Source organism: Mesorhizobium sp. J428, from assembly GCF_024699925.1.
Taxonomy (GTDB): Bacteria; Pseudomonadota; Alphaproteobacteria; order Rhizobiales; family Rhizobiaceae; genus Mesorhizobium_A.
Map to the genome: position 1 here is coordinate 2,315,908 of NZ_JAJOMX010000001.1, position 19,133 is coordinate 2,335,040.

At 64.3% G+C, this 19,133-nt stretch carries 16 protein-coding genes and 2 pseudogenes; 9 read left to right on the plus strand and 9 right to left on the minus strand.

Annotated features, from left to right (window positions below):
• Nucleotides 1-159 precede the first annotated feature (159 nt).
• The 9 genes and pseudogenes from LRS09_RS11680 (at nucleotide 160) to LRS09_RS11720 (ending at nucleotide 10,492) form a co-directional block, all read left to right on the plus strand.
• Nucleotides 160-1,404, plus strand: a complete 1,245-nt coding sequence (locus LRS09_RS11680; RefSeq protein ID WP_257806712.1) for a tyrosine-type recombinase/integrase — start codon at nucleotides 160-162, stop codon at nucleotides 1,402-1,404.
• On the plus strand, nucleotides 1,401-3,212 hold the full coding sequence (locus LRS09_RS11685; protein ID WP_257806715.1) for a hypothetical protein: 1,812 nt from the start codon (nucleotides 1,401-1,403) through the stop codon (nucleotides 3,210-3,212). Before LRS09_RS11680 ends, LRS09_RS11685 begins: the two co-directional genes overlap by 4 nt.
• On the plus strand, nucleotides 3,209-5,338 hold the full coding sequence (locus LRS09_RS11690; protein ID WP_257806717.1) for a hypothetical protein: 2,130 nt from the start codon (nucleotides 3,209-3,211) through the stop codon (nucleotides 5,336-5,338). Before LRS09_RS11685 ends, LRS09_RS11690 begins: the two co-directional genes overlap by 4 nt.
• The gene (locus tag LRS09_RS11695) at nucleotides 5,335-5,958 is read left to right on the plus strand and encodes a hypothetical protein (protein ID WP_257806718.1); all 624 of its coding nucleotides are present in this window, start codon (nucleotides 5,335-5,337) and stop codon (nucleotides 5,956-5,958) included. Before LRS09_RS11690 ends, LRS09_RS11695 begins: the two co-directional genes overlap by 4 nt.
• 109 nt (nucleotides 5,959-6,067) lie before the next feature.
• Complete coding sequence (gene phnC / locus LRS09_RS11700) at nucleotides 6,068-6,919, plus strand: phosphonate ABC transporter ATP-binding protein (RefSeq protein ID WP_257806719.1); 852 nt, start codon at nucleotides 6,068-6,070, stop codon at nucleotides 6,917-6,919.
• Nucleotides 6,916-7,775: pseudogene (phnD, locus tag LRS09_RS11705) on the plus strand (phosphate/phosphite/phosphonate ABC transporter substrate-binding protein). Before phnC ends, phnD begins: the two are co-directional and overlap by 4 nt.
• Before the next feature lie 13 nt (nucleotides 7,776-7,788).
• Nucleotides 7,789-8,601 (plus strand): phosphonate ABC transporter, permease protein PhnE, encoded by an 813-nt coding sequence (gene phnE / locus LRS09_RS11710; RefSeq protein ID WP_374684908.1) that lies wholly within the window; start codon nucleotides 7,789-7,791, stop codon nucleotides 8,599-8,601.
• A 12-nt stretch (nucleotides 8,602-8,613) separates the two neighbouring features.
• Nucleotides 8,614-9,615 carry a phosphonate dehydrogenase gene (locus LRS09_RS11715; RefSeq protein WP_257806722.1) on the plus strand — a complete coding sequence of 334 codons (1,002 nt, stop codon included), beginning with the start codon at nucleotides 8,614-8,616 and terminating at the stop codon, nucleotides 9,613-9,615.
• Between the two features lie 7 nt (nucleotides 9,616-9,622).
• Nucleotides 9,623-10,492, plus strand: a complete 870-nt coding sequence (locus tag LRS09_RS11720; protein WP_257806723.1) for a LysR family transcriptional regulator — start codon at nucleotides 9,623-9,625, stop codon at nucleotides 10,490-10,492.
• Between the two features lie 465 nt (nucleotides 10,493-10,957).
• On the opposite strand, the gene LRS09_RS11725 is transcribed toward LRS09_RS11720, so the two are convergent.
• The 9 genes and pseudogenes from LRS09_RS11725 to trbE form a co-directional block, all read right to left on the minus strand.
• Nucleotides 10,958-11,245 carry a DUF2274 domain-containing protein gene (locus LRS09_RS11725; RefSeq protein WP_257806725.1) on the minus strand — a complete coding sequence of 96 codons (288 nt, stop codon included), beginning with the start codon at nucleotides 11,243-11,245 and terminating at the stop codon, nucleotides 10,958-10,960.
• Nucleotides 11,246-11,277: 32 nt separating this feature from the next.
• Nucleotides 11,278-11,394, minus strand: a pseudogene (locus LRS09_RS11730) (DUF2274 domain-containing protein); the annotation flags it as partial.
• Between the two features lie 3 nt (nucleotides 11,395-11,397).
• Nucleotides 11,398-12,567, minus strand: coding sequence for a TrbI/VirB10 family protein (locus LRS09_RS11735; protein ID WP_257806727.1), 1,170 nt, complete (start codon nucleotides 12,565-12,567; stop codon nucleotides 11,398-11,400).
• Complete coding sequence (gene trbG, locus LRS09_RS11740) at nucleotides 12,564-13,541, minus strand: P-type conjugative transfer protein TrbG (RefSeq protein ID WP_026014871.1); 978 nt, start codon at nucleotides 13,539-13,541, stop codon at nucleotides 12,564-12,566. The genes LRS09_RS11735 and trbG overlap by 4 nt, the downstream gene beginning before the upstream one ends.
• Complete coding sequence (gene trbF, locus LRS09_RS11745) at nucleotides 13,538-14,227, minus strand: conjugal transfer protein TrbF (protein WP_019400715.1); 690 nt, start codon at nucleotides 14,225-14,227, stop codon at nucleotides 13,538-13,540. The genes trbG and trbF overlap by 4 nt, the downstream gene beginning before the upstream one ends.
• The gene (gene trbL, locus LRS09_RS11750; RefSeq protein ID WP_257806736.1) at nucleotides 14,224-15,582 is read right to left on the minus strand and encodes a P-type conjugative transfer protein TrbL; all 1,359 of its coding nucleotides are present in this window, start codon (nucleotides 15,580-15,582) and stop codon (nucleotides 14,224-14,226) included. Before trbL ends, trbF begins: the two co-directional genes overlap by 4 nt.
• A 3-nt stretch (nucleotides 15,583-15,585) precedes the next feature.
• Nucleotides 15,586-15,873, minus strand: a complete 288-nt coding sequence (trbK-alt, locus tag LRS09_RS11755) for a putative entry exclusion protein TrbK-alt (RefSeq protein ID WP_257806738.1) — start codon at nucleotides 15,871-15,873, stop codon at nucleotides 15,586-15,588.
• 29 nt (nucleotides 15,874-15,902) lie between these two features.
• On the minus strand, nucleotides 15,903-16,673 hold the full coding sequence (trbJ, locus tag LRS09_RS11760; protein ID WP_257806740.1) for a P-type conjugative transfer protein TrbJ: 771 nt from the start codon (nucleotides 16,671-16,673) through the stop codon (nucleotides 15,903-15,905).
• A complete protein-coding gene (gene trbE / locus LRS09_RS11765; protein ID WP_257806742.1) occupies nucleotides 16,670-19,126 on the minus strand; it encodes a conjugal transfer protein TrbE in 2,457 nt (818 codons plus the stop codon). The genes trbJ and trbE overlap by 4 nt, the downstream gene beginning before the upstream one ends.
• Between the last annotated feature and the right edge of the window lie 7 nt (nucleotides 19,127-19,133).

The following is a 19,133-nucleotide window of genomic DNA, read 5'->3' on the forward strand; positions in this document are numbered from 1 at the left end:
CTTCGTGGGCCTGTCGTTGCCGAGGAAGGTGCCAATCTGTGCGCTGCCGCGATCGCAGCGGCGTACAGATCGGGGCTCAGCGATGGCATCCCCTTCATTCTCGGCGACGACGGCAGCTATGACCACGATCTCAACCGCTTCTTCCGGGCCTGTCCGACGATGGGCGTGCGCTCGCCGAACAGTCTGCGCGCCTATGGCCGTGATCTGGTCGTATGGATGCGGTTCCTCGCGGAACGGCGCGACGGCAAGAGCGTGTGGAGTGCGGACCGGGAGGATGTCGCCGTGTTTCACGCAGCAAGGCGCCGTTCGGAACCTCCGCACCGGATCTCGGCCGCCTCATGGAACCGGAGCGTCGCGGCTCTGGAGAAGTTTTATGGCTGGGCCGCCGAAGAGGGATTGATCGCCGCCTCGCCATTCGGAACGCCTGTCGCGTGGCGGCCTGTGGGACGGGGCCGCTATGTTCCCGCGCGGACCTCGCGGGCACGAGAGCCTGGCGCCCGTCGGGGCGACCTTCGCTTCATCGGGCTGGACCTTTTCCTGCTGTTTCGGGATACCGGCCTGCGCGGTCGGCTGGACGATGGCCGGGATGACGAGGGTTGGACGGGGCGGCACGGAGAGCGCAACGCGCTTTTCGCCGAGTTGCTGGTCACGACCGGGCTGCGGCTCGAAGAGGCCGCGAGCCTGCTGACGGTCGAGTTGCCTTCTCTGGAACGTTTGCCGTCAAGGCCAAGGTCGATACCGTTTCGCTTGCCGGGGTCGATTGCCAAGGGCGGACGCTCCAGGGAGATCAGGATTCCGGTCAGGCTGCTACGGCGGCTTCACGATTATGCCGAGATCGAGCGCGCGAACGCGCTCACCAGGATCAGACGCCTTCCGTCACGGCCCTTGATCGCAGCGGGCGCCTCCAACCGAACCTCGGTCGATCTTGCCGATGACGAGGGCGTTGTCAGCGGCGCACGGCTCGACACGCTGACCCCGTTGCACCGCCAGCGCCTCGTCACTCCGGCTGGAGAGCCCCTAACATTGTGGCTGAGTGAAGCGGGCCGTCCTATGACGCCGGCAGCATGGGCGGCGGTGTTCCGGCGGGCAAGCGCCCGCTGCTGTAGGGCCGGCCTCGATCTGGTGGTCACGCCGCACGCACTTCGGCACACCTTTGCCGTCCATATGCTGTCGATGCTTATCCGCGAACAGATCGGCTCCGTTCTGGCCGATGGGCCACCCGACGACCCCGGATCGGCAGCCTACAGGCGGATGATAGGCGATCCGTTACAGAAGCTGCAACGCCTGCTGGGCCACGCCAGCATTGCCAGCACATACATCTATCTCGACAGCCTTGATGAGAGCCGGGCCCTCGTCGAAGCCGCGGCAGAGCGTTGGAGCACGGCGCTGGATGGCGTCGCATGAGGGGACGCCGCGCTACCTTTCCGGAACCGCAGACCGCGCCGCCTCGGCCATTCGGCGCGCTTCGCTTCGACGTTCCGGTGGAGGATGGCGGCCACGTCACCGTGGCGCTTCCCGACTATTCCCGTCCACGACTGGTGCGCGCCTTCGGCACGGCGCTACGCGACAATCTGACTGCGCCCGGCGTGGTCTGCACGCCGACCAAGGTCCGCACGCAGGCAGAGCAGCTCCGTCGCTTCTTCATGTTCATCGACAACACCGAAGAGACGGTCGATGCCGTCAGCGCGATCGATCCCGGCCTGCTGGACCGCTATGAGGCATGGCTGAAGCGGCATACCCATGCGGGCGCGATCTCCAGGCGCCATCTGCTGGCACGGCCGATCCTGCTTCTGCGCCGCATGGAAGAGGAGAAGCCGGGGACATTGGCTTCCGGTTTGCTGATCCGCCTGACCTATCTGAGCCTGGAACCCTACAAGAACAGCCGGCCCCGTGACGCCTATGGCGACGCGATCGCCGCCAGCATCCGCCGGGCCGCTCGCAAGCAGGTGCTCGACGCCGCACGGCGTATCGCGCTGGAAGGCACATTGCCCTCCGTCCCGGACGGTCTGCATCCGATCGTCGCCGACGCCTATCAGCAGGTGCTGGAAGCGATCGAGCGGGACGGTTGGGCGTATTCGAAGGACCAGATCTTCGACAGGATGCGCCAACGTGCGATCTATCGTGGCGCTCGCCGCCGGACTGATCTGAGCTGTCCGGCAACACATGCACGCTTCTATCTCACCGCCGTCGACATCGTCGGCTTCGCCATCCTCCTGTCGCTGTCGACCGGCCTGGAGATGGAGTGCATCTACGACCTGAAGGCGGATTGCCTCAGGAACCGCGCCAAGGGCTTCGTCGACATCGCTTATTTCAAGCGTCGCGCGCACGGAACCGAGTGGAAGACGCTGCGGATGCGCGATGGCGGCATGACCACGCCGGGAGGTCTCATCCGGCTCGCGATCCGGCTTACCGCCCGCGCCCGCACGCGAACTGGCTCGGATCGCCTGTGGATCTGGGGGTCCCTCACGGGATTGATGCAGGGCATTTCATCAAGGGGCATCATCAGCCGTTACTTTGTTCGCGACCACGGCCTTGTCGATGAGCATGGCGCGCCGCTGCGCCTTGAGCTGTCAAGGCTGCGCAAGACCTACAAGGCGAAGTGGTACGCCAGGACCGGCGGCCAGCTGGAGGATTTCGCGCGGGGGCATACGGTCGAGGTGGCCGCCGATCACTACGCGGATATCCCGGCGCTGCGCCCCGTCCACGAGGCGACCGTCGTGGCCGCCATCGAGGATGCCTTACAGGCGGCGGAACTCGCGGCACCGAGGATCGTCGCTCCGGCAGAAGAGGCCCGTATCCGGACCGAAGGCGATGGGACCGGCCCATCTGCCGCCCCGGTATCGGAGAGCATAGCGACCGTGCTCGACGGCGAGCAGGATGTCTGGCTGGCGGGATGCGCGGGCTTCTACGACAGTCCGTTCGGCAGGCACGGCGAAGCCTGCCCATCACCTTTCTGGGCATGCCTGGAATGCCGCAACGCCGTCATCACCGCCCGCAAGCTGCCGGCGCTGATCGCGTTCGAGACCTTCATGACCGAACAGCGCGAAGCTCTCGCCGAAGCCGATTGGGACGCCAAGTTCGGCCGTGCTTGGCGGCGCATCCGCGAGCAGATATTACCAGCGTTTCCCAAGGCGGTGGTCGCCTCCGCCCGCGCAACCGCGGAATCGGCAAGCGATCTCATCTACCTGCCTGCCGAAGTGGTCGCCACATGACGGCCAGCGTAGAGTTCAGAACGGAGCCCTGGTCGAAGTATCGTCGTGCCGACGAACTGGTGCTCGCCACCCAGACGCTCAGGCCCGATGCCGATCCCGAGCGCCTGTCGCGGTTTGGTGACGACCGCTGGGACCTCCGCCCGGCTATCTTCCGCGAGAACGTCCCGCGGGGGCTGACGTCGGTGGATTTCGGCGTGATCGCCGACCCCCTCCAGCGGCTGACCGCCAAGGAGTTCCTGTGGGCGCGCATGAACGAGGCATCGCCCTTGCCGACGCAACCCCGCATGGCGCCGACCACGGCGCGCACGACGCTGACAGGGATCGCCAGCTTCATGGACTTCGTGGCGCGGGAGTGCGGAAGGTTCTCGATGCACGCGGTCGATCAGCCCCTGCTCGATGCGCACCTTGCCGAACTGAAGAGCAAGCAGGGGCGCACTGCGGAACGCATCACCCATCTGCTAGCCTATCCGATTCTGCTCGATCGCTACGGCCCGTATCTCACCCTCGGCGGCTTCTCCTGCCAGCCGTGGCGCGGCCGACCGGCAGCACAAGTGGCGGGCAGCCCCCGCAAGTCGCTCGCAGTCGAGAACCGGACGCCTCGTATCCCCGAACCCGTCATCGGCGCGCTGCTGCACTGGTCGCTGAAGTATATCGATCTGTTCTCGTCTGATATCTTCGCCGCGCGCGCCGACCTCGAAGCGTTCAGGGCAGCACGTCTCCATAATGCCTCGACCGGCGACTATCTGACCGACAGGCTCGATCTCTACATCGGCCGCCGTTGCGCGGCCGGACGGGGCATTCCGCTGCGCTTGGCGAACAAGGGCGGCTATTCCCAGCCGCCTCCGGACGGGCGGATGAACTTCGAACTGATCGCCCTGCAACTCGGCTGCAAGACCGCACATCTTCTGGAACCTGTGCGACGTAAACGGCTCGATCGCGCCTTCGCGCGCCTCGGCGGCGAATCCGGCGGCATGGACAGCAAGGTTTCGCTCGATCCGGACACCGGGCGACCATGGCGAGATCGGTTCGATCAGGACAGCGTCGCTCGGGAGGAACGGATGCTGCAGGCGGCGGCCTATGTCGTCTGCGCCTATCTCACCGGAATGCGTGACAGCGAGTTGCAGGCCATGCGCGTCGGGTGCTGCACGACAGTTCGCAGCGCCGACGGCCTCGTCGAACGCCATCAGATCAGGAGCACGGTCTACAAGATGCGCGCGCCGACCGGCGAGGAAGCCGAATGGATTACCATCGCACCCGCCGTGCGGGCGGTCGCCGTGGCCGAGAGGCTCAGTGAACGACAGCGCGCAACGCGCGGCATAGAGACGACCTGGCAGAGCCTGTCGATGGCAAGTGCCGCCTCAGCCGAACTGCGTATGGGGATCGGACCGCTCATCAACGATCTTCGCGACCGGATCGATGGCATGGCGGCCGACGGCCAGGCGATCCCGCAGGTCGATGGTGCCTCCTGGTGGTTCACCACACGCCAGTTCCGCCGCACGCTTGCCTGGCATGTCGCCAATCGCCCGTTCGGAACCGTGGCCGGCAAGATCCAGCATAAGCACACATCCATCGCCATGTTCGAGGGATATTCCGGCAGCAGTCCGTCGGGCTTTCGTCAGGAAGTCGAACAGGAACGTGCCCTCGGCCAGCTTGATGATGTGGTCGAGCACTACGAACAGGCTGTGAGGCACAACCTCCCTCCTGCCGGCCCGGCAGCAGCGCGACTGCGCGCCGAGTTCACGAGGATCAGGGACGAACTGGGCGACCTGCCGGGCCGGATTGTCGAGCCTCAAAGGCTTCGCGCCATGCTAGCCCACCTCGGGCGCACACTGCATGTCGGATTGCTGGCGGACTGCTTCTTCGATCCCGACACGGCGCTCTGTCTCGACCAAGACAAGGACGATCTCGATCGCACCATGCCGGCCCTATCGCAGTGCCGCCCCGATCGCTGCCCCAACGCCTGCATCACCCGTCGTCATCTTCCACCATGGCAGGCGTCCATCGCCGAAGCCGGGCGGTTGCTGGAAGACCATCGGCTATCGCCACTTCAGCGCACCGCGCTCACACAGGATATCGAACGTATGCGCCGCCTGATTGCCCCTCTGCTGGAAGGAACCAATGCATGAAGCCGATCAGCAGCATCGCGGTTCAGGCCATCGAGGAGGCGCTCGCCCGTCTCGCGGTGCATCCCGGAAGCGGCAAACTCACCGCGACGCGCCTTGCCGCCGAAGCCGGCGTGTCCCGCGCCACGCTTTACCGCGCGCCCGAACTCCTGTGGCGATTCCGTGAGCCGAACGCCGTCGACCGCGAAGAGCCGCTGACCGCGACGGATCGCATCCGTGAGCTCGAGGCCCTGGTCGCGGTGCTGAGGGGCTGCGAATCCGACGAACTGCGCGAACTCAGGGGGGGCGAATCGCCATATGGCTCAGCACATCCAGGCACTCAGCCTGCTCGTGCAAGACCAACAGCGCAGACTGGTGGCCAAAATCTAATGCTTGGCACCCTAATAAACTACCGCTCAGGGTGGAAAGCGGCTGTTCGTTTTGTCCACCCCAACGAGCAAGGAGCGCCACGACCGGACCTTCGTGCAAACCGCGGCAAACATGAAATCCGACCCGGAGCCGCCATTCACAACACAAGCAGCTACAGCAGGTTTGAACGCGGAAATGAGACTTTTGCGGATGTAACGACCTTGCCGCAATGCAGCATCGTCCGCCTTGCACGCGGCGAAGGGTCACTTCACTGACGGATAGAGTCACAAAACCTTCGCGACCTTGACATCGAAGTGTCATCCACGAGCCCTACTGTATTGCGAAACGCAATGTCTGCGTCATACACATTACAGATGGTGATCCATGAAGGCCAACGATGCCGAGACCGGCCGCAAGTATGTGTTGCGGCTCAGCAATGTCGGTGTGACCTATTCAGGCGGTGTGGTGGCGCTCAGATCGACCACCCTCGATTTCTTCCAGCGCGAGTTCTCCGTTTTGCTCGGCCTGTCGGGTGCGGGGAAATCGACACTTTTGCGCTCCCTGAACCTCCTCGTCAAACCTACTTCCGGCGAGATTGTGTCATCGGATTTCGGTGTCCTTGGCCCGACCGGCGCACTCCGCCAGCACCGGCGCCGAACGGCACTGATTTTCCAGCACCACCAGCTGATCGAGCGACATACGGCCCTCGCCAACGTCCTCACCGGCCGACTCGGCTATCACAATACCTTGCGCAGTTTCTTCCCGCTGCCCCGCGCCGACCTGGAACTGGCTCTCCACTGCCTCGAGCGCGTCGGTCTGGCCGACAAATCCATGACGCGTGTCGATCAGCTCTCTGGCGGCCAGAAGCAGCGTGTCGGAATTGCCCGCGCGCTGGCGCAGCAGCCCACCATCATTCTGGCCGACGAGCCTGTCGCCAGCCTCGATCCCGCCACCTCGGAGAAGGTCCTCGAGCTGCTTCGCCAGGTATGCAAAGAGGACGGCATCACCGCCATCGTGTCACTGCACCAGCTGGAATACGCGCAGCGCTTTGCAGACCGGATCATTGGCCTTGCCAGTGCACATGTTGTGTTTGACGGCGCTACTGATGAGCTCAATGACGACAAGCTCGCTGCGATATACGCCGGGCACCGCCGTGAGCCAATCGCACCCAGCCGGACGAGTAACCCCGCCTACGCACAGCCAACGTTTACGCCTGAGATGGAGATGACCCTATGAACCGCCTGCTGAAATTCGCTGTTGCCGCTGCCTTAGCCCTCGGGTTGACTGCGCCGGTGTTGGCTGCGGATGCCAATCCGGATACGCTGAAGGTGGCACTGCTGCCGGATGAGAATGCGTCCGAGCTGATCAAGCGCAATCAGCCGCTCAAGGAATATCTGGAACGCGAGCTGGGCAAGGAAGTCCAACTGATCGTGACGACGGACTATTCGTCGATGATCGAGGCAATGCGTTTTGGCCGGATCGACTTGGCCTATTTCGGCCCGCTGTCGCCGTGCTTGCCAAGGGCAAAGCCGATATCGAGCCGTTTGCGGCAATGGTCAGCGACGGCAAGCCGACTTACCGCTCTGTCGTCATTGCCAACGTCAATGCCAATGTGAATTCGCTCAGCGACATCAAGGGCAAGAAGGTCGCTTTCGGCGATCGCGCCTCGACATCCAGTCATCTGATCCCGAAGACGATGATGGCGGAAGCCGGTCTTGTGCACGATCGCGACTACCAACAGCATTTCGTCGGCAGCCATGATGCGGTTGCGGTGAATGTCGCCAACGGCAATGCGGAGGTTGGGGGGCTTTCCGAGGTAATCTGGAAAACTCTTCTCGAGAGAAAGCTGGTCGACGCGGGCAAGGTCAAGGTCATCGCCTACAGCAAGGAGTATCCCCAGTATCCATGGACGATGCGCTCCGACCTGACGCCAGAGCTGAAGGACAACATCCGCAGCACTTTCGTGAACCTGAAGGATCCCGAAGTTCTAAAAAACTTCAAGGCCGACGGTTTCGTACCGATCACGGACCAGGATTACGACGTGATCCGCGATATGGGAAAGCTGCTCGGAATCGACTTCGGGGCGATGTGAGGACGTGATGACGATGCGCGCCGCAACCGAAATCAGCACCACAAGCCATTATCTCGACCAGTACGGCCGGGCGTGGATCCGGCAGTCTGCCCAGGTTGCTGCGGTACTCGCTATTGTGCTGGTTGCGTTCTGGTATGTTGGTCTTCTGGATTTCGGGACCCTGGCTGACGGGGTTCCGGCCATCTTGACGCTGGCCCGCGAGGCGATGCCACCGGACTTCACCAACGCGCGCGCATGGCTCAAGCCGCTGGTAGACACTCTGGCGATGAGTATCGCCGGAACGGCAATAGCGGTGCTTCTGTCGTTTCCGCTGGCTTTTCTTGCTGCCAGGAATACGTCGCCGCACCCGGTCGTGTTTCAGATCGCCCGCACCCTGCTGAACGCGCTTCGCTCGGTCCCGGAGCTGATTATGGGCATCATTTTCGTTGCTGCTGTGGGCTTTGGCGCTCTACCCGGCGTTCTGGCATTAGGCCTGCATTCGGTGGGGATGGTCGGCAAGTTCTTTGCGGAAGCAATCGAGCATGTCGATGAGGCGCCAGTAGAAGCCGCGCGGGCCGCAGGCGCAACTCCACTCCAAGTGCTGTTCCACGCCGTCTTGCCGCAGGTGTTGCCGCAGTTCGCCGACGTGTCCATCTATCGCTGGGAATATAACTTCCGCGCTTCCACGGTAATGGGAATGGTTGGCGCGGGCGGCATCGGCCTCGAGCTGATGGGATCGCTTCGCATCATGCTGTACCAGGAAGTCAGCGCCATTTTGTTCATTATCCTGGTGATGGTGACGATCGTCGATGGCCTGAGCGGCTATTTGCGGAAGAAATTCAAGTAAGGACCGGCCATCGTGAAACCGCGCGTCGTCATCACCCACAAAGTGCACCAGGAAACCTTGGATCTCCTCTGTGACCATTGTGAAGTCACTCCCAATCAAACGATGGAAACCCTGCCCCGCGAAGAGATCCGCCGCCGCGTCGGCACGGCGGACGCAATGATGGCCTTCATGCCGGACTGGGTCGACGCCGATTTCCTGGCAGCTTGCCCGCAGATGAAGGTCATCGGCGCGGCCTTGAAGGGCTACGATAACTTCGATGTCGCGGCCTGTACGGCCCGGGGCATCTGGCTGAGCATCGTGCCCGACCTCCTGACCGTGCCGACGGCCGAGTTGGCCATCGGCCTTACCATCGGCCTCACCCGCAAGATGATCCAGGCCGATGCCAGGGTCCGCTGCGGCAAATTCGCCGGTTGGCGGCCGGAGTTTTTCGGCCTGGGCATCGCGGGGTCCGCCATTGGTATTCTCGGAATGGGGGCGATTGGGCAGGCCATCGCCGAACGGCTGAATGGCTGGGGCGCAACGCTGCTATACAACGACCGGGTGCCGATCCCAGCGCCCGGCGGCGAAGCTCGACCTAGTGTTGCTCGGCGCAGCCTGGAGGAGGTATTATCCGAATCCGATATCGTCATCCTGGCCCTGGCGCTGGCCCCAGACACCATCCACCTGATCAACGACAGGACGCTCGCCCTGATGAAACCAGGCGCATACCTCGTGAATCCATGCCGCGGCTCTGTCGTGAGCGAAGCCGCTGTTCTAACTGCGCTCACCAGCGGCCAGCTCGGCGGGTATGCCGCCGACGTGTTCGAGCTGGAGGATTGGGCTCGCGAAGACAGACCGCGGGAGATCGCTCCGGGCTTGCTGGGTCACCCAAACACGATGTTCAGCCCGCATATTGGCTCTGCTGTTAAGAAAGTTCGCTTGGCAATCGAACTGCGCGCTGCAGAAAATATCCTGCAGGCACTTTCGGGTAAGCCGCCAATGGATGCCGTCAACGATCCGAGACAAGTGGCTTAGACCGGCAATGCTGAATCTAGTATGGGTGCGGACATTTCTGGCCCTGGTGAAGCATAAGAGCTTTCAAGCGTCCGCGGAATATCTTCTGATCGCTCAGCCGACGGCCTCATCACATATCCAGAAGCTTGAGGAGCAGCTGGGTGTCCTGCTATTCCATCGCTCCCGAACGGGGTGCGAGCCGACCCGGGAAGCGATGAACTTTCTGCCTTATGCCCAGAGCATCCTTCGGGTTAACGAGCGTGCGCTCGCCGCGGTCTCTGGGGAGCGACTGCGGATCGGCGCCAGTTCCAATATCGGAATCTATCTGCTGCAGCCCTATGTCCGGTCATATCTCGAAGGCCGCGATCCAACGGCCTTTGATATGGTGATTGACCGCAATCCGTCCATCGTCGAGAAACTGGAGAATGTCGAAATAGATGTGGCCGTGTTGGAATGGTGGGACAACCGCGACGGCTGCCAAGTCGAGCGCTGGAGAAGCGAGCCCGTCGTCGTCATCGTTCCGCCCGACCATCCATTGGCGTCTCAAGACCAGATTGATCCGGCTCAGTTATCCGCATTTGAGCTTCTCGGCGGCGAGCCTGGCACCGGGACCGGGCGGATGCTTGCGAAATATTTCGGCGATCACGCTCAAATGCCGCGGGTTTCCCTACAGTTAGGTAGCACCGAGGCTGTCAAGCAGGCGGTAAAGGCTGGAGTTGGCATCTCTCTAGTTCTGGCGTCAGCCGTATCGGACGAGGTGCGGGCCGGAAGCCTGCGTGCCTTACCCTTCCCGGACCCGCCGCTACGAAAAGACCTGTTTGTCGCTTGGCGCACCGGCATTTCGGGCATGCCTATACCGGCCTTCGCCCAGCATCTATTGAATGCTCACTGCAATTGAGACGGTATTCACCCGCTGACGTCAGCGCCTCTCGAATCGGCTCTATGCGCGTTTTGTTGGTCGTGAACGCGCATTTCGCACGGTCTCAGCGGTCGCTCAACCGGTTCGATGATTGAGTCAGGAGCTTAATTTAAATGCGCCGTCAAAGAGCGTGGGTACGGGCGATCTGTTTTCGCATGCGCTCTCCGGTCGGCTAAGGGCGGCCTAGCTCCGTCAACCCAAATCATGGTTCGTGTTTCTTAGTCGATCTGGCTAGCTTCTCCTGTGGCGAATGTCCGCAAAGTCGGCAATCCAGCCGCCCCGGGCAACCAATCGAAAAGGCAGAATTCCACCCACCGCGACGTTCCTGCCTTCTGCCGAGAAAGGCCGCAGTGGGTCATAGGTGTGCGTTCAACCGAGGGCGACCGAACTTCCGCTTGGGGTCGGAACCGGTATTCCGCTTAGGGTAAAGCCACTAGAACAGCTTCAGGCGGAGCCATCACCTTCAGCACCGCTTCGCGTCGCACTGCTGGCTGGAGACGCCCCTCGTTGACGAGCACGGCCGCCCTTCGCCTTACGGCTGCGCCAACCGCGATCCGAACGGACGAAGGCTTCCAGCATGTGCGGAATTAGGGCTGCGGTGTCCACGGGTTCGTAGAGCCGGCTGTGCTCGGCCGCATACTGATCGAGTTCCTCCTTGAGAGGCTCCGGCAGGATGATGGTCATGCGGACGACGCCAACCTTCGGCAGCCGACCGAGCCTCAGATCCGGCATTGTTCACCTCCTGCTTGTGAGACAAAGACATGTTGACTGTTCAGATAATCGGCGTAGGCGACGAGGTCGCGATGCACTGCGGCGGGAAGCTCGATGGTGAGTTTGACCGGCCGGTCGTCGGCAATGGGGCCGAGTTTCAGTTTTGCCATGGATCATCCGCCATAGGGTTCGAGGACAAGGTCGCGCGTAACGATCACGCGGACGGGAAAGCCGGGCCGGATGGTGAGCGTCGGCCTAATTTGCAACTGGCGCTGGACGATCTGCTGACCGGCGTCGTTGATGGTGTCCTGCGCACCGCCGCGAATTGCGCTGATCAGGCGATCGTTGTCGTCGGCGGCCAGTTCCGTCCCGACGCCGAGCAGGGTCGAGAGTGCAGCCGCCTTGGCGATGTCCCACCAGTGATAGTCGACGCCGTCCTCAAGCCCGGCATAGCCTTGCGTGTCGGCTCCAGATTGACGTTCCAGCACAATGGAACGCCCGTTCGGAAAGATCAGCCGGTTCCAGACGAGCAATACCCTGCGCTGGCCGAAGCCCACATCATTGCTGTACTCGCCGATGATGCGGGTGCCCTGGGGGATCAGGAGCATGCTGCCCGTCGGACTGTCATAGATGTGCTGGGTGACCTGCGCGGTGATCTGTCCGGGCAGATCGGAGCGAATGCCGGTGATGAGCGCGGCCGGAATTACGGACCCGGCCTGTAGCACGTATGGCGATGCCGGCGGCATGACGCGATCGGGCGCAACGGTGCGCCGGTCCACGGGACCGCTGAGGAATGCGATATCGCTGTTCTGAGCGGCGGGCGGCTGACCGCCGAGAATGAGACCGACGGTTTCGGGCGTAGGCGTAGCATTCGCCGTGGCCGGGGCGGTCTGGAAGAAGACCCGGCTGGTGCGCGCCGCCTCTTCTTCGGCAAGGCGTCGTTGCTCTTCCGGATCGACCGCCGGCGTGTTCATCGTGGGTGGGACGACGGGCCGCCCACGCTCCTGGGCGTCGAGGATCGGCCGGCCGAGATCACCAGGCAAGGCGGGGCCGAGCACCGGGCCGGTATAGTCGCGGGGCAATTCGTTGAGCCCATCCGCGGTGCTGCGGTTCTCGGTCGAATAAAGCTCTTCGCTGCCAACTCCGTCCTCCGGGCTCTGAAGCGCATAGATGAGCGCACCACCGACGCCGAGCGCGGCGACGAGGCCGATGCCGGCCAATACCCGGCGCGAGAGCCGCGTGACGCGCGGAGGATTGCCGCGCAGCCGCATCGGTTCGGCCGTGTCGGCGGGCGATGCGGTGAGCGGAGCGCTTTCGTCTTTATTGTCATCGATATCGTTCATGACGCAGGCCTCCCGTCGATTCGCACGATCCTGACGGTCTGCTGCCGGTCGCCGCTGCCGAGACGCAGCTCGGCGGCCGCGAAGATACGGTCCACGATCAGGATGTTGCGATAGATGCGGCTGTTGACGATCTCCGGCTCTCCATCGGAGCCGAGCACGAAGAGCGGCGGCATCTCGCCTTGTACGATTCCGGCGGGGAAGACGATGTAGACCCGTCGCCCGTCATCGAAGACCGACACCGGCCGCCAGGGCGGGCTGTCGCCTTGCAGGCCGTAGCGATAGTGTCGCGCCGAGGTTGCTGGAATGGTCGGGGTGGCCGGCGTTGCGCGCTGTGTGGCCGGCGGCTGCGGATAAGCCCAGGCGACCGCCGGCATGTAAGGTTCCTCTTCGGCGCGCAGTTCGATCATATACGTGCGGCGATCGGTGGTGACGACGAGGTTGGTCGTGATGTCCGGACGCGTGGGCTTGACGAGGATATGGACGCGCCGTGTCGCGCCGGAACCGCTTGTCGTGTCGCCGATGATCCATCGCGCGGTATCGCCGGCGGCGATCGGTCCCGCGCCGGTGAGGGCCTCGCCCGGCTCGAGCGCGATGTTGGTGATCTGGCCTGGCGACGCATAGACCTGATAGAGCGCGCCTTCGCTCCAGGGATAGATCTGGATCGCGTTGTAATAGCCTTCCCGGCGGGGTTCGATACGCGCGGCCGCATTGGCGCTCTCGACCTGGCCGGTCGGCGTGGACGCATCCGTGCCGCCTCGTGCAACCGTCCATGCCGGTGGCGTATGGAGCGCCCGCGGCCGTTCGTCCGTGCTTGGTCTCTGCACCGTGGGCAGCGGCGGCACGCTGTCGTCGTAGCTGATTTGCGGTGGGCGGTAGGTGGCGCATCCGGCAAGCGTGGAGGCGGAAAGCAGCACAAACATCAGTACGGATTTACGGAAAACCGGAAGTGCGGGTTTGCGGAAGATCGTGCTCATTGGCTCATCTCCCGCGACCAGTTGATGGCGTTGACGTAGATGCCAAGCGGGTTGGCGCGCAGCTTCTCGGCGTCGCGCGGCGGCTGGATGACGATGGTCAGGATCGCCGTCCATCGCTCCGTGACGGAGAGCTGCCCGTTCTCAAAATGCCGCTCCGTCCAGGCCACCCGGAAGGAGTTCGGCGAAGCGCGGATGACGCTGGAGACCTCGACGGAGACTTGGTTTTGTCCCACGCGCGTGAAGGGATCGTTGGCCCGCGCATAGTCATTGAGCGCGAGCGCCCCGCGGTCGGTGGTGAACTCGTAAGCGCGCAGCCAGTTCTGACGGACCACGATCGCGTCGGCGGGGATCGAACGCACCTGCTCGATGAAGCGCGCCAGATGAAACGCGATCTGCGGATCGGTGGGCTGGTAGTCGGCAGTGGCAGGCGCGACGGCCTGCGCCTGGCCGAGATTGTCGACCTGCACCACCCAGGGCACGATTGAACCTGTGGCGGACTGCCAGACGAGCGCCGCCGCGAGGCCGCCGGAGAGGATCAGCGAGCCGAACGCCATGCATCTCCAGTTGCGCGCCTGCACGCGGGCCGAGCCGATGCGCTCGTCCCAGACCTGGGCTGCACGCTGATAGGGCGTTTCAGGCCCGGGAGATTTGCCGTAGTGGGTCGAGGATCGTTTGAAGAAGCTCATGAGCGGTTCCCTTCGGAGAGATTGACGGAGCTGGCGCCGCCATGGCTGTCGCCGGATCGCACGGCATGGGCAGTGGCCTGGACGCCATGGGAGAGCCGCTGAGAGCGCTTCATGCGCTTGGCCCAATCCGGAGGACTGTCGGAGGCGGATGAGGGGGATGGTGCAGCCGCGGCGGTTGCTGCACCGCCCGCATTGCCTACAGTGCCGCCCGTCGTCTCGAAGGCGGCTCGCCCGCCGGCTTGAAAGCTCTGCCTCAGGCTGCCGGAGGCGTTGGCGCTGGCGCGCCGCAGTGGAGAGACGGCAGCGCGCGCGCCTGTGCTCGCTACAGCGCCGAGCCCAGAGGCGACGCCTGCGGCGCCCGACTGACCGGCCGAGCCAAGGCTGTAGGCGGTCGCCGCCCCTCCCGCCGCGGCGACGCCGCCGCGAGCAGCGGCCGCCGCTCCGGAGAGCGCCACACCGCCGCCACGCGCTGCCAGACCAGCGGCACCCACGCCGGCGAGCGCGGCGCCGCCGACGGCAAGGCCGGTGCCGACTGCGGCCCCGGCACCGAGCTGCGGTCCGCCGGACACGATTCCGTTCGCGATGCCTGGTCCGAAGATTCCGAGCCCGAGCAGCGACAGCGCGGCCAGCACCACGGCCATGGCCTCGTCGATGGTCGGGGTGACACCGCCGAAGCCGGCGGTGAACTGCGAGAACAGCGTCGAGCCGATGCCGATGATGACGGCGAGCACCAGTACCTTGATGCCGGACGAGATCACATTGCCGAGCACGCGCTCGGCCATGAAGGCGGTCTTGCCGAAGAGGCCGAAGGGAATGAGGACGAAGCCGGCAAGCGTGGTCAGCTTGAACTCGATCAGGGTGATGAAGAGCTGGATGGAAAGGATGAAGAAGGCGAGAAGCACCAGCGCCCAGGCGAACAGCAGGCAGGCGATCTGGATGAAGTTCTCGAAGAAGGCGACCCACCCCATCAGGTCTGAGATGGATTCGAGCAGCGGCCGCGCGGCATCGAGCCCGGTCTGGGCGACGCGGCCGGGCCGCATCAGATCGGCGGCCGTAAAGCCGGTGCCCGACGCCATCAGGCCGAGGCCCGCGAAGCTCTCGAAGACGATGCGGGCGAGATTGTTCCAGTTGCCGATGATGTAGGCGAAGACGCCGACGAACAGGGTCTTCTTGACCAGACGGGCGATGATGTCGTCGTCGGCGCCCCATGACCAGAAGAGCGCGGCCAGCGTCACGTCGATGACGATCAGCGTCGTGGCGATGAACGCCACTTCGCCGCCGAGCAGGCCGAATCCGCTATCGATATAGCTGGTGAATACCCCGAGGAAATTGTCGATGACGCCCGTCCCGCCCATGGATCACTGATCCTCGTTATCGCGTTGGACGGAATCGGAGGGTGAGCGGCCGAGGAACCGGTCGCGGGTCTCGGCCCAGACGCGGAGACATTCGGGTTCGTTCGCGGCGGCCTCGCCCATTTGCTGACAGCGGCGCTGTTCCGCGCGCAGCGGGTCGGCGGAAGGCGCCAGCGCTGGTGTGGAGACCGGTCGCACCGGTTCGTCCTTGCGCGTCAGCTCGATCACCGTCGCCGTGATGGCGAAGGCGACGAAGACGATCGCTCCGATCCGCACCAGATTTTTGCCTTCCATTTCTTCCCCCTTTCCGGTCGTCTGGCTCGTCAGTTGCCGTTGTTGAACATCTGCGCGTTGCCGGGCTGGTAGCCGGTGCCCGGCGTGAGGAAGCGCTCGCGCTGGATGCGGCCCTGTTCGGCCGCGGCTGCGCGCTCGGCATCGGTCAGCGCCTGTGCCCGGCCGTTTGCGGCAATGACGGCGGTGAGGTCGGCGAGCTGCTGGGCCTGAAGTGCGAGGAGCTGGTTGCCGGCTTGTGTCGCCTGCAAGGCGCCGGTCGCGCCCTGGCTCTGACCGACCAGCGCAGACATCTGGGCGCGGTTGGTCTCGATATTGCCCACCACGCCGGCCTGGACGCGCATGGCGTCCTGCAGACCGCCGACGGTGTTCTCCCAGCGCGAGCGCGCATCGGCGACGAGCTGCTGTTCCGACGTGCTCAGATCGATGTTGCGGTAATTCTGCTGGAACGCCTGGTCGATCTGTTGGACGTCGAAGGCGATGTTCTGGGCCTCTTGGAGCAGGGATTGCGTTCGGCCCACCGCCTGCTGGAGCTGCTGGAGGGACGAGTGAGGCAGGCTCGCGAGGTTGCGGGCCTGGTTGATGAGCATCTGCGCTTGGTTCTGCAGCGAGGTGATCTGGTTGTTGATCTGCTCGAGCGCCCGCGCCGCCTGGAGCACGTTCTGCGCATAGTTGGTGGGGTCATAGACAATCCACTGTGCCTGCGCCGGCGGCGCCAGCACCATCGGCAACGCCGTGATCGGCGCGGCGATCAGAGCGGCGGCAAAGCGGGCCGCACGTGTGTGAGGTTTACGGGTCTTCATGGCAGGGTCTCCTTTTCGGCTTGGGGGATGAGATTGCTGAGGTCGGGAATGAGGTCGGCGGCCCAGTCGGCGCCGCGATGGCGGAGCCAGGCGCCGAGGAATTCGTCACGACCATGTTCGGTGAGGATGCGGGCGATGGCGGTTTGATCGGTCTTGGCGGAGGTGGCGCAGAGCGCGAGCGCCACTTCGCTGAGCCCCAGCTCGAACAGCCGGTTGCCGCGCCGCGACTGGCAGTAGTAGTCGCGCTTGGGCGTCGCCCGGGCGAGGATCTCGATCTGCCGGTCATTGAGGCCGAAGCGCCGGTAGATCGCGGTGATCTGAGGCTCGATCGCCCGCTCATTGGGCAGGAGCAATCGCGTTTGGCAGCTCTCGATGATGGCGGGCGCAATGGGGGAGCCGTCGATGTCGCTGAGGCTCTGCGTGGCGAAGACGACGGACGCGTTCTTTTTTCTGAGCGTCTTCAGCCACTCGCGGAGCTGACCGGCGAAGCCTTCGTCGTCCAGCGCCAGCCATCCCTCGTCGATGATGATGAGCGTCGGCGAGCCGTCGAGCCGATCTTCGATGCGGTGGAAGAGGTAGGCGAGCACCGCAGGCGCCGCCCCGGTGCCGATCAGGCCCTCGGTCTCGAAAGCCTGCACGGACGCCTTACCGAGATGCTCGACCTCCGAATCGAGCAGACGGCCATAGGCGCCGCCGACGCAATAGGGCTTGAGCGCCTGCTTGAGGTCGTTGGATTGAAGCAGCACCGCAAGGCCGGTGATCGTGCGTTCTTCGACAGGCGCCGAGGCGAGCGAGGTCAGCGCCGTCCAGAGATATTCCTTCACCTCTGGCGTGATCTCGACGCCCTCGCGCATGAGGATCGCCACGACCCAGTCGGCGGCCCAGGCGCGCTCGGCCGTCTCCTCGAGGCGGGAGAGCGGTTGCAGCGAGACACTGTGCTCATCGCCTTCGGTCAGGCCGCCACCGAGATCGTGCCAGTCGCCGCCCATGGCAAGTGCTGCGGCGCGGATCGAGCCGCCGAAATCGAAGGCGAAGACGTGGGCACTCGCATAGCGGCGGAACTGCAGCGCCATCAGCGCCAGAAGCACGGACTTGCCCGCGCCGGTCGGACCGACGACGAGCGTGTGCCCGACATCGCCGACATGAAGGGAAAACCGGAACGGGGTCGAGCCCTCGGTCTTGCCGAACAGCAGTGGGGGCGCTGCAAAGTGCTCGTCCCGTTCCGGCCCCGCCCACACAGCACTCAGGGGGATCATGTGGGCGAGATTGAGCGTGGAGATCGGCGGCTGGCGGACATTGGCGTAGACATGTCCGGGCAGCGAGCCGAGCCAGGCATCCACGGCGTTGATGGTTTCGGGCATCGCGGTGAAGTCGCGGCCCTGGATGACCTTCTCGACGAGGCGCAGCTTCTCGTCGGCGACACGCGGGTCGGCATCCCACACCGTCACCGTCGCTGTGACATAGGCGACGCCGGCATAGTCCGCGCCAAGTTCCTGAAGCGCGAGATCGGCGTCCGCCGCCTTGTTGGAAGCGTCGGTGTCCACCAGCACCGACGCTTCGTTGGTCATCACCTCTTTCAGGATCGCCGCGATCGACTTGCGCTTGGCGAACCACTGGCGCCGGATGCGCGTCAGCAGCTTGGTCGCATCGGTCTTGTCCATCAGGATGGCGCGGGTGGACCAGCGATAGGGAAAGGCCAGCCGATTGAGCTCGTCGAGCAGGCCGGGCGTCGTTACAGTCGGAAACCCGGTGACGGTCAGGACGCGCAGATGCTGGTCGCCAAGACGCGGTTCGAGCCCGCCGGCGAGCGACTGATCGGCGAGCAGCGCATCCAAATACATCGGCGTCTCGGGAACACGGACGCGATGGCGCTTGGTGGAGACGCAGCCGTGGAGATAGGTCAGAGTCTCGGCGTCATCGAGCCAATGGCATTCGGGCATGAAGGCTTCGACCAGGTGCAGCACACGGTCGGTTCGGTCGGCGAATCCGGCCAGCACCTCATGCGGGTCGACGCCCTTGGTCTCGCGGCCCTCATAGAGCCAGCCCTCGGCGCGGGCGGCATCCTCGGCCGGCGGCAGATAAGTGAGGGTGAGAAAATAGCTGGATTCGAAATGCGCGCCGGCCTCCTCGAAGCTCGCCCGGCGCTCGGCGTCGACAAGCGCGGATGCGGCGTCGGGAAAGCGGCTGTCGGGATAGCTGTTCGATGGATGGCGTTGCGCCTCCACGAAGATCGCCCAGCCCGAGCCGAGACGGCGGAAGGCGTTGTTGAGGCGTCCCGCGACCGCGACGAGCTCGGCCGGGACAGCCGAATCGAGGTCCGGGCCGCGGAACCGCGCGGTGCGCTGGAAGCTCCCGTCCTTGTTGAGGACGATGCCTTGGCCGACCAGCGCCACCCAGGGCAGGAAATCGGCGAGGCGTGCGTTGCGATTGCGATATTCGGCGAGGTTCATCATGGACGGC